Consider the following 10903-nt stretch of genomic DNA (forward strand, 5'->3'; position numbering starts at 1 on the left):
GTCTCGATAACTGGTTGAACTTGTCCATGTTGAGGCTCGTGGTGGGCGTGGCGGATCACGGCAGTCTGAGCGCGTCTGCTCGAGCCGCGAACGTAGCTCAATCCAATGCCTCCAGGTCCATCAGGACGATGGAGCGACGCCTCGGTTACGCTCTCCTGCGTCGATCAACTCGGGGCTCAACCCTGACCCAAGAGGGCGTCCTTACCGTGGAGTGGGCCCGAGAAATCTTGGACGCAGTGGATCGGCTCGGCGCTGGGGCCGAGGCACTTTCCCATAGAGGGGATGAGGAACTGAGCATTGGAACCAGCATGACCATTGCGGAGCATCTACTTCCAGCGTGGATTGGCCCTTTTCGCGCTCGGCACTCGCAGGTGACGACCAAGTTGCGGGTCATGAACTCCGCTCAAGTCATCGAGGAAGTGAGCAGCGGAGCAGTCACCCTCGGGTTTGTCGAGACCCCGGACGTTCCACCGCCTCTGTCAGCCACGGCCGTATGGACAGATCAACTTGTCGCTGTGGTTAATGAAGCGCACCCTTGGGCGAGGCCAGACAGGCCATTGGATGTTCAGTCACTAGCCGTCACGCCCTTGGTGGAACGCGAGGAGGGTTCCGGTACCCGCGCCTTTCTCGACCGACTCGTGGGGAACCACCGACCGCCTCCCCTGCTGGAACTAAATAGCAACTCCGCAATTTGCCAAGCTGTCATCGAAGGCATCGGTCCAGCCGTTCTGAGCCGGCTTGCTGTTCAGAGCTATCTACGCAGTGGACTCTTGATAGAGGTGCCGATTAGTGGGCACGATTTTGACCGCACTCTTAGAGCATTGTGGACGGATTCCGCAGCCCTATCGGTTGCTGCGCGAGATTTCCTCGAGATCGCGCGGACCGGTTCGAAAGGTTCAAAACCACGTCCGGCTCAGTAGCGCGATTCGCGCACTGCGAAGGGCGCGCACAACAGTGCAGGGCGGCCGGTTTCAATCCGAAACCGGCCGCCCTGCTTTGTCAGTACCCGGGGCTAGCGAGCGCCCTGACCCTGGCGATTCGCCCGGCGACGTCGCTGGGCCGCAGCGGTCGCACGGTCCGGAGTCTGACCGGTCGGGTGCGAACGCTGAGTGGATGTGCCGCTCCCCCCGCGGGCCTTGTCACCGCGAGCACCCGATGTCGAACCGGCGCCCTGCGGCTTACCGCCCACGCGGCGGTTACCGGAACCGCTGGCATCCGAGCGCGACACGTTACTGCGTGCACCGCCAGAGCGTGTACCGCCGGGACGCTTGTTCTCGGTGCGGGCAGCGCCGTCGCGAGCTGAACCGTCCCGATCGGTGCGGGAGCGAGCGCCACCGGAACGGCCGCCGTTGCGACCGCCCGAGCGAGCGTTGTGATTGCGGCCCCCGGAGCGCGGCTTGGAACCACGACCGCCCTGGCCACCACCGTTGCCGGTTTGGGCCGCGGGCTGGGGTGCGACGCGCTCGGCTCGCTCGCCCACCAGGTCCGCGACGATCTCGGACCCCGGAGACACGGCGTCAACGCGAGCGCGCACGCCGGCCTTGTGCATGAGCTTGTCCACGTCGCCGCGCTCTTCGGTCGTGGAAATGGTGATCACAGAACCGGAGGCACCGGCGCGAGCCGTGCGGCCGGAGCGGTGCAGGTAGGACTTGTGCTCGGCGGGCGGGTCGATATGAACGACCAGCTCCACGTCGTCAACGTGAACGCCGCGGGCGGCCACGTCGGTGGCCACGAGCACGCGCACCTCACCGTCGGAGAACGCGGACAGATTACGGTCACGAGCGTTCTGCGACAGATTGCCCTGCAGGTCGACCGCGGGGATACCCGACTGGTTGAGCTTCTTGGCCATTTTCTTGGCGCGGTACTTGGTGCGCGTGAACATCACGCGGCGGCCGGTGCCCGATGCCAGAGTCTCGATCAGTGCCTGCTTGTCGTCATTGTCCACAACCAGCACGTGGTGATCCATGGTGGTCACCGCAGCCTTGGCCACGTCCGCCGAGTGCAACACGGGGTTGCTCAGGAACTTCTTCACCAGGGTGTCCACGCCGTTGTCCAAGGTCGCCGAGAACAGCAACCGCTGGCTCCCCTTGGGGGTGCGGGACAGGATGCGGGTGACCACGGGCAGGAAGCCCATGTCGGCCATGTGATCGGCCTCGTCGAGGACCGTCACGCGGATCTCGTCCAGGGTCAGGACGCCTTGCTTGAGCAGGTCGTCCAGGCGGCCGGGGCAGGCCACCACGATGTCCACGCCCTTGGCGAGTTCCTGCTCCTGGCGCTTCTGGGACACACCACCGAAAATCACGGTGGTGCTCAGGCCGGCAGCTTTGGCCAGCGGGGCCACGGTGCGGTCGATCTGGGTGGCCAGCTCACGTGTGGGAGCCAGCACCAACCCGGTGGGACGGTTGGCGCGGCGAGGTGCGCGAGCGGCGCCCTCCACCATGCCGGCCAGTCGAGCCACGAGCGGCAACGCGAAGGCCACGGTCTTACCGGACCCGGTACGGCCACGACCTAGGACGTCACGGCCGGCCAGCGAATCGGGGAGGGTTTTTTCTTGAATGGGGAAGGCTTCGGTGATGCCCGTGCGGGCAAGGTCAGCCGAAAGGACCTCGGGCACGCCGAGGTGTACAAAATTAGTCGACAAGGAAAGTCTTTCAGGTTGGTCCACGCGAAACGATTCCGCGCGCACGCGCCATAAGCCATAAACGGGGCGCGAACTGCGCGCCTTGGACCGGCGCGCCAACCTCGTGAAATGCACGAGAGAACTTAGTCAGTGTACACGCGTCACTTACTGACCGGTTAGGACGCATGCCACAGGCGCCCTCAACCCCGAACGGAAAACTGCCAGCGGCCCGGGACCCTGTCAGGCCCCGAGCCGCACGGATACAAGAAGTGGCCCATCAAATGGCGGTGTAGCCACCGTCCACCAGGTAGTAGCCACCGGTCATGAAGGATGCGCCCTCCGAGAGCAGGAACGTGGTCAGCTGCGCGACCTCTTCGGAGGTGCCCAGGCGACCCATGGGGTGGGCGTTGACCAGGGCCTCTTTGGCGCCGGCCGGGAGATTCGCGAGCAGCGGTGTCTCGATGTACGCCGGACCCACCGCGTTGATGCGCACGCCGCGCTGGCCGTAGTCCACGGCGGTCTGCTTGGTCAGACCCATCACACCGTGCTTCGCGGCGGTGTACGCACTGTTGCCCACGCCGGTGGCCACGGTCGAGTGGATCGAACCGATGTTCACGATCGCCCCGCCCCCGTGCTGCTCGATAACCGGTAGCTGGGCGGCCATACCGTAGGCAACGCCGTTGAGGTCGATGGCAACAGTGCGGTCCCAGGCATCCATGTCGGTCTCGCCCAGCGCTTCCACCTGACCGCCCACGCCGGCGTTGTTCACGGCATAGTGCAGGCCGCCGTAGGTCTGCACGGCAAAGTCAACGGCGGCCTGCGCATCCTCGCGCTTGGCGACATCCTGGCGAATACCCGCCGCGTTACCGCCGTCGGCCATGATGGCCTGGACCACATTGTCGATACCGGTGGAGTCGATGTCCGTCACCACTACCTTGGCACCGCGCTTGGCCAGGTCCTTGGCAATCGCCTCGCCGATTCCCGACGCCGCTCCGGTCACCAATGCCACGCGTCCGTTGAACTCAGACATGTCCACTCCTTCTGCTGGGGTCACTTTCTCCCTTCAAGTCTTAGTGTTTTCGCGCACAAATGCCAGGGATGCCCCTGTGTTGCTGATAGCTGAGGAGTCAGCCCTCTTCCTCAGCTGCCTTCTCCGCGTCCTTCTCGGCGCGCAGTTGCTCGGAGGCCTTCTCTTCTTCGGCCTTCTCCTCCAGCACCACTTCGGTGAGGAGCTTGGTCATTTCCTTGGCCACGCTGGCCGCGGACTGCGGGTTCTGACCCGTGACGAGGTGGTCGTCCACCTGCACGTTGTCCTCCCATTTATCGGCAACCTTGACCGTGGCGCCCTGCTCTTCGAGCTTGTCCTGAAGGAGGTAGGGAACCACGTTCGCCTTTCCCACTTCCTCCTCCTCGGCATTGGTGAATGCTGCGACCTTGCGACCGGACAGCAGGCCGATGCCGTTGCCCAGTTCCACGTCCACCAGGCCGGAGGGGCCGTGGCAGACCGCGCCCACCACACCGCCGCTGTCGTACACGGTGGCGATCAGCTGTTGCAGATCCTTGTTGCCCGTGAAGTCCCACATGGTTCCGTGGCCGCCCACCAGCAGCACCGCGTGGTACTGGGAAGGATCCACCACAGCAATCTTGGGGGTGTTGTACAGGGATGCCTTGACGGTTTCGTCGGTGGTGAATTCGACCTGAATGGGATCTTCCTGATCCATTCCGTCCTGCGGCGGCTGGCCACCCCCGATGGACGCGAAGTCCACGAAGTAACCGGCGTCGCGGAACACCTTCCAGGGGTGCGCGGCCTCGCCCACGAAGTAACCGGTGGCCTCTCCGGTGTCGCCCAGGGTGTCATGGCTGGTGAGTACCAACAGAACTTTTTTCATGGTGGCAATGTCCATGCGTGCTCCTTTCGGCCGGCGCGCATCAAGCGCGCGTGTGAACGAGTTCACCCTAGGCGGGGCGGCCGTTGGGCAGCCAGCCGCGTTCGCTGAAGGCACCTTGTCTCAGCAAATGTTGACAGATCATATACCTGCGCTGCTAGCCTGAAATCGACAGTTGTAGCGGGTCGTGTTCATCGCCCGTGATTTTTCGACGAAAGGGCATTGACGTGCGCATTTCCAACGCCATCCTCCGCGCCGTACCCGGTGCGTTCCTCCTGCAGTCCGGTTACGGCAAGCTCAGCCTGGACGCCGAGTCAGCAGAAGGCCTCAAGCAATTCGCTGCCACGGGCGTTCCCCAGTTCGCCGATTGGGATTCGGAGACCTTCGGTAAGTTCATTGCCGGTTCCGAGCTGGCCATTGGCGCTTTGCTGGTCACGCCTTTCGTCTCCAAGCGCCTGGCCGGTGCCGGCCTGTTGGTTTTCTCCGCAGGCCTTCTCTCCATGTACTTCCGCAACCCGGACATGACCCAGGAAGACGGCGTCCGCCCGTCCGAGTCTGGCCTGTCCCTGTCCAAGGACGCCTTCATGGCGGCCATTGGTGCAGCCCTGGTGGTCCAGAAGTAATTTTTTCCCCGAGCGGGAATTTCGACGACGTCGCAGCGAGCCGCTGCGACGTCGTCGCCATTTAAGGCCTCTCCGTACGTGGACTCGCCGCCGAATGAGCGGTTGGGGGTGCGTGACTCGCTGGTACGTTAACGATCAATTCGTAGACCCCCTCAAGGAAAGCCACGGCTCCCCATGGACACGCTGCAATCAGTATTCGACGCCATCCGCGATGTGATTTGGGGGCCATGGCTGCTCATCCCACTCCTTTTGGGAGTCGGCATTTTCATGACCGTGCGGTTACGCGGCATCCAATTCCGCCTCTTCGGGATGGCGATGAGCCTGGGCTTCGGGCGTCGTTCCAAGCAGAACGGTGAGAAGGGCGAGATTTCGTCTTTCGCGGCCATGTCCACCGCGCTAGCCGCGACCGTGGGCACCGGCAATATCGTGGGTGTGGCAGCTGCCATCTCCATCGGCGGTCCGGGCGCATTGTTCTGGATGTGGATCACCGCCCTGTTCGGAATGGCCTCCAAATACGCGGAGTGCTTCCTGGGCGTCCGGTTCCGCACGCGTGATTCGTCCGGCCAACTCACCGGCGGACCGCAGGTCTACCTGGTGCGCGGCATACCCAACAAGTTCGGGCGTTTCTTGTCCCTGATGTTCGCGGTGTGCTGCGTGGTGGCCACCTTCGGTATCGGCAACATGACGCAGGGCAACGCCATTGCGAGCAACCTGGAACACACCTTCTCCGTGCCGCCCCTGCTCACCGCCGTGGTGCTGGCCGTGGCCACCGGTCTGGCGTTGCTGGGCGGCATCCAATCCATTGCCAAGGTCACCACGCTGATGGTGCCCCTGATGATCGTTCTCTACATTGTGTCGGGTCTGTACATCATCGGCGTCAATTTTCAGGGCATCCCCGAGGCCATCCGGTTGATCTTCACCGGCGCGTTCACCCCCACGGGCGCCGCCGGCGGCTTTGTGGGTTCCACCATCATGATGGCCATTCAAATGGGCGCCGCCCGTTCGCTGTTTTCCAATGAGTCGGGCATGGGAACCGCCTCCATTGCGGCCTCCGTGGCTCAGACCAACCACCCGGTGCGCCAGGGCCTGGTGTCCATGACCCAGACCTTCGTGGACACCCTGGTGGTCATCTCGATCACCGGTTTCGTCATCCTCACCACCGGTGTGTGGGGCCAAGGTGATCCCGGCACAATGACCTCCATCGCATTCTCCACCGGTCTGCCCGGGGATTGGGGCGGGATCGTGGTGACCATTTGTCTCGTGCTGCTGGGGTACTCGACCGTGTTGGGTTGGGCCTACTACGGCGAGCGCAACATGGAACGGCTGGCCGGCTACAGGGCGGCGGCCGTCTATCGTGTGCTGTTCTCCCTTGCTGCCGGCTTGGGTGCGCTGGCACCGTTGACGCTGGTGTGGTCCTTCTCGGACATCATGAACGGGCTCATGGCCATCCCCAACCTGATCGGACTGGTTCTGCTGTCCGGACTGGTGGTGCGCGAAACCAGGCTTTACCTCAAGCACGATCCCAAGTTCACCGCCACAACGGAGGAGATCGACCAGTTCATGGGAGATCACCAGGGCGCGCTGGACGCGCAGATCGATCACACGGTGAATTTCGATTCGAGCCGACCCGCGCTCAGTGAAACCGGGTCCAAGCCGGTGATCAAAGCCGTTGATCCCTTGAATTCGCCGAACCACCCGGACGGCGCGACGTCACCGAAGTAGCGAATTGAGGCTCACCGACAGAATCTGGGTCATGGTGTGGGATTCGCCGGCGTCCAGGCGGACGGCGTTGTCGAGCACGTTGGCTGTTTCAACACACACCATGGACTGCCACTCGTCATCCGCGAAATCGCCCATTGCCTTGGACTTCTCGGTCCACGGGTTCCACACCACGGTATTGTCCGAGCCCTCCTTGGCCACCGTGAGGGTGCGCCCCATGGCGGGGTCCTTCACCTGCACGGTGCCATCGGAGTAGTAGACACGGTCCGTCTCATCCGTGATGGCAATGGGACCGGCCTGTTCCTGTTGCTGCTGAGTGACCTTGTCGAAGTACCGGGCGCCGTCCAAGCCCTCGATGCTGATGCGCCGGGAGTCCCCCACCGAGAGGTAAGTGTGCAGTGCTTCCTCGAACTCGAACGCGGTGGGACCGGTGTTCGTCACGGTCAACGACATGCTCAGCTCGGCACCGACAGCCACGGTGTAGGCGGCCCGGAACGGGTGCGGGAACACGCTTCGCAGCTGAGGGTTGATGTCCTCGTGGGTGAGGATGAAGCGGGCGGTGGCGGCCGCGACGTCGTTGTCAGACGTCCTGTCCGCGAGCTTCCAGTCGGTGATGCGTGCAGAACCGTGGGCGGGTTTCAGGTCTCCGGAGCGGCCGGGGCCGAACCACGGGAAGCAGATCGGCACGCCGCCGCGGATGGCCTCCCCCACGCTGTCCTTGGCCCGGGACGACACCCACAGCACCGGGTCGAACCCGGTGGGCGCCCAGGACATCACATGAGCGCCGTACGTGCGGACCGCACCCGAACCGGCCGGGCAGGAAAGTGTCAGGGGCGCGGGAAGTCGAGTCATGCCCCCAGCTTAGGCACTGGTCTGCGCCGAAAGCTCAGCACGCCCGGAGTATTACCTCTCCAGCTCGGCATGGTCCACGGGTTTCGCCATCTCGGCCTTGAACCACTCGAAGGCCCGCCGGTGGGTTGCCGTGCGCCGCACGAACGCCCACGCAATGCCCAGACCGGCCAACCATACGGGCAGGAACACCAGACCGGCCGCCGTTTCGGGTTCGGTGGTGAGCGTCCACACCACGAACACGAAGAACGCCAGCACCGCCGCGCACATGAACAGGCCACCGGGCATCTTGTACTCGGAGTCGGCATGGCGCTGGGGGTGCTTGCGGCGGTAGCAGACGTAGGACACCAGAATCATGGACCACACGAACATGAACAACTGCGCGGCCACGGTGGTGATCAGGGTGAAGGCCGCAATGATCGAGTCCCCCGCGTACAGCACGGGGATGGTCAGCAGGAGCACGAGCGCCGTGAAGCCCAGGGCGCGGGCCGGCACACCCGCGGCGCTCAGGTGACGGAAGAATCGCGGGGCACTGCCCTCGGCGGAGAGACCGAACATCATGCGGGACGTGGAGAACACACCTGCGTTGGCGGAGGACATTGCCGAGGTCAGCACCACGAAGTTGACCATGGAGGCCGCGCCGACCAGACCCACGAGCGAGAACATGGACACGAACGGGGACTGCCCGGGATCGATCGAGCTCCACGGGGTCACCATGAGGATGGCCAATAATGCACCCACGTAGAAGATCAGAATCCGCACCGGCACCGAGTTGATGGCGCGCGGCAGGGTCTTACGGGGATTGCGCGCCTCGGCGGCGGTGGTACCCACCAGCTCCAGCCCCACGAACGCGAACACCGCGATCTGGAATCCAGCAACCACGCCCATGGCCCCGTTGGGGAACCATCCGCCGTTGTTCCACAGGTTGGACACCTGCGCCACGTGACCGTCCGGGGAGGTGAACCGTGTGGCCACCATGATCACGCCCGTCGCGATCAACGACAGGATGGCGGCAATTTTGATCAGGGCGAACCAGAACTCCATCTCGCCGAAATTCTTCACGCTCACCGCGTTCAGGATGAAGATCAGTGCCACCACGGCCACCGTGGGAAGCCACAACGGGACATCGGCCCACCAGAACTGCACGTACGCCGTGATCGCCACCAATTCGGCCACGGCGGTGACCACCCAGCAGAACCAGTAGGACCAGCCCACGAAGAATCCGGCCCACGGCCCCACCAGATCCGCGGCGAAATCCGCGAACGTCTTGTAATGCAGGTTGGACAGCAACAGCTCACCCATGGCCCGCATGACGAAGAACAGGAAAAACCCGATGACCATGTAGACGAACACCACGGAGGGTCCCGCCAGCGAAATGGTGCGCCCGGATCCCATGAACAGGCCGGTGCCAATGGCACCGCCGATCGCGATCAACTGGATGTGCCGATTGCTGAGCCCCCGGCTGAGACCGGGCCGGTCATGTGATGATTCTGCGACGCGCTGGTGAGTCATAACGTCAGACAGTACTCCTCACCACCGCCACAGCAGCGCCTCCACGGCAACGACCCCCGGGCTCGTGGCCCAGGGGTCGTTGCGCTGACTCACTTCACACGGCTCGGCGAACGAATCGCGGCCGCGTGATCACCGGTTGGTGAGCTCGTACGTGTCGATTCCACCCTCGCGGTCCTTCATGAAAGCGTCCACGTCATCTCTGGTAGCGCGCAGCTTGGGGTCGTTGCGCAGGTAGTGCTTGGTTTCGCGCGCAATCAACCCGGACAGGATCAGCAGACCCAGCAAGTTGGGCAGGGCCATCAGGCCGTTCATCACGTCGGAGAATGACCATACGACGGCCAACGGAACGGTTGCGCCGATGAACACGACCACGGAGAAGAACACCCGGTAGGGCATCACGGCCCGGCGACCGAAGAGCCGTTCCATGCATCGTTCGCCGTAGTAGGCCCAGCCCAGGATGGTCGAGTACGCGAAGAGCACCAGGCCCACGGTCACGATCAGGTGGCCCCACGTTCCCGGCAGACCGTGGGCGAATGCCTCACCGGTCATGGTGGCGGCGGTGTCCTCACCCTGGTCCCACACGCCGGTGGTCACGATGACCAGGCCCGTGCAGGTCACCACGATGATCGTGTCGATGAAGGTCTGGGTCATGGACACCAGACCCTGACGCACCGGGTGAGTGGTTTTGGCCGCGGCCGCGGCAATGGCAGCCGAACCCATGCCGGACTCGTTGGAGAAGATACCGCGGGCCACACCCATCTGGACGGCCAGGATGATGGCAGAGCCAGCAAAGCCGCCCACAGCGGACGTGCCGGTGAAGGCATCACTGAAAATCATGGCGAAGGCTGCGGGAATGCCCTCCACATTGACGACCAAGATGTACAGGGCACCCAGCACGTAGAAAATGATCATCACGGGCACCAGGCCCGCCGTGACCTTACCAATGGACTTGATGCCGCCCACCAGGACCAGCAAGGTCAGTGCGGCAAGCACCAGGCCGGTGATCCACACGGGCACCCCGAAGGAGGACTCCATGTTCGCGGAAATGGAGTTGCCCTGGGTCATGTTGCCGATACCGAAGGATGCCAGCACTGCGGCAATTGCGAAGAACAGCGACAGGAACGTGCCGAATCCGTTGGGGATGCCGCGCTTCAGGTAGTACTGCGGGCCGCCCGAGATCTCGCCGGCGGCGTCACGGGTGCGGAATCGCACGCCCAGGAAGGCCTCGGAATACTTGGAGGCCATGCCGACCACGCCCGTGACCCACATCCAGAACAGAGCGCCCGGGCCGCCAATGGAGATGGCTGTGGCCACGCCCACGATGTTGCCGGTGCCCACGGTGGCCGCAAGAGCGGTAGTCAGTGCCTGAAACTGGGAGACGTCGCCGCCGGGGGCGTCATTGTCGTGACGTTCGAACAGCGCCAGCCGTAATGCGGGGATCAATTTTAACAGCTGGAGGCCGCCCAGCCGGATGGTCAGATAAATACCAGTTCCCAGGAGAAGAGGGATCAGGAAGAACGGGCCCCAGATGATGGTGCCCGCTGTATCCAAAATGCCGGTGAGTGACTCAATCATAGAGATTCCTCGGGTTGAGAGGTGGGGTCTGTGATACGCCACTGCATTGTGAGCTGTATCTCGTTGGGTGGAATTGAATCACATTCATGGCCAATCACCAGGTACCGGGCGGTTGTGTC

9 protein-coding genes are annotated in these 10903 nt (G+C 63.5%); 3 read left to right on the forward strand and 6 right to left on the reverse strand.

Features of this window, described 5'->3' with window-relative positions; translation table 11 throughout:
- The first annotated feature begins 26 nt into the window (after positions 1-26).
- Positions 27-920 carry a LysR family transcriptional regulator gene (locus tag AC3ENJ_RS06960; RefSeq protein WP_431813524.1) on the forward strand — a complete coding sequence of 298 codons (894 nt, stop codon included), beginning with the start codon at positions 27-29 and terminating at the stop codon, positions 918-920.
- Positions 921-1012: 92 nt separating this feature from the next.
- Here AC3ENJ_RS06960 and AC3ENJ_RS06965 read toward each other — a convergent pair whose 3' ends face one another.
- The 3 genes from AC3ENJ_RS06965 to AC3ENJ_RS06975 form a co-directional block, all read right to left on the reverse strand.
- A complete protein-coding gene (locus AC3ENJ_RS06965; RefSeq protein ID WP_431813517.1) occupies positions 1013-2641 on the reverse strand; it encodes a DEAD/DEAH box helicase in 1629 nt (542 codons plus the stop codon).
- 256 nt (positions 2642-2897) lie between these two features.
- A complete protein-coding gene (locus tag AC3ENJ_RS06970; RefSeq protein WP_190780657.1) occupies positions 2898-3650 on the reverse strand; it encodes an SDR family NAD(P)-dependent oxidoreductase in 753 nt (250 codons plus the stop codon).
- A gap of 97 nt (positions 3651-3747) precedes the next feature.
- Positions 3748-4524: a type 1 glutamine amidotransferase domain-containing protein gene (locus AC3ENJ_RS06975; RefSeq protein ID WP_431813518.1), complete on the reverse strand. Its 777-nt coding sequence runs from the start codon at positions 4522-4524 to the stop codon at positions 3748-3750.
- Between the two features lie 182 nt (positions 4525-4706).
- Here AC3ENJ_RS06975 and AC3ENJ_RS06980 point away from each other — a divergent pair, with 182 nt between their 5' ends.
- Together AC3ENJ_RS06980 and AC3ENJ_RS06985 are read left to right on the forward strand one after the other, a co-directional pair.
- Positions 4707-5129 (forward strand): hypothetical protein, encoded by a 423-nt coding sequence (locus tag AC3ENJ_RS06980; protein WP_431813519.1) that lies wholly within the window; start codon positions 4707-4709, stop codon positions 5127-5129.
- Positions 5130-5303: 174 nt separating this feature from the next.
- Positions 5304-6851, forward strand: a complete 1548-nt coding sequence (locus AC3ENJ_RS06985; RefSeq protein WP_431813520.1) for an alanine/glycine:cation symporter family protein — start codon at positions 5304-5306, stop codon at positions 6849-6851.
- Here the strand turns inward: AC3ENJ_RS06985 and AC3ENJ_RS06990 are convergent.
- From AC3ENJ_RS06990 to AC3ENJ_RS07000, 3 genes are all read right to left on the reverse strand, one after another.
- Positions 6840-7700 carry a D-hexose-6-phosphate mutarotase gene (locus tag AC3ENJ_RS06990; protein ID WP_431813521.1) on the reverse strand — a complete coding sequence of 287 codons (861 nt, stop codon included), beginning with the start codon at positions 7698-7700 and terminating at the stop codon, positions 6840-6842. The genes AC3ENJ_RS06985 and AC3ENJ_RS06990 overlap by 12 nt on opposite strands.
- A 51-nt stretch (positions 7701-7751) precedes the next feature.
- Entirely contained in the window at positions 7752-9209 is a 1458-nt protein-coding gene (locus AC3ENJ_RS06995; protein WP_431813522.1) for an amino acid permease, read from the reverse strand.
- Positions 9210-9338: 129 nt separating this feature from the next.
- Positions 9339-10784, reverse strand: coding sequence for an alanine/glycine:cation symporter family protein (locus tag AC3ENJ_RS07000; RefSeq protein ID WP_431813523.1), 1446 nt, complete (start codon positions 10782-10784; stop codon positions 9339-9341).
- Between the last annotated feature and the right edge of the window lie 119 nt (positions 10785-10903).

The sequence above is a fragment of the Kocuria sp. cx-455 genome (genome assembly GCF_057707085.1).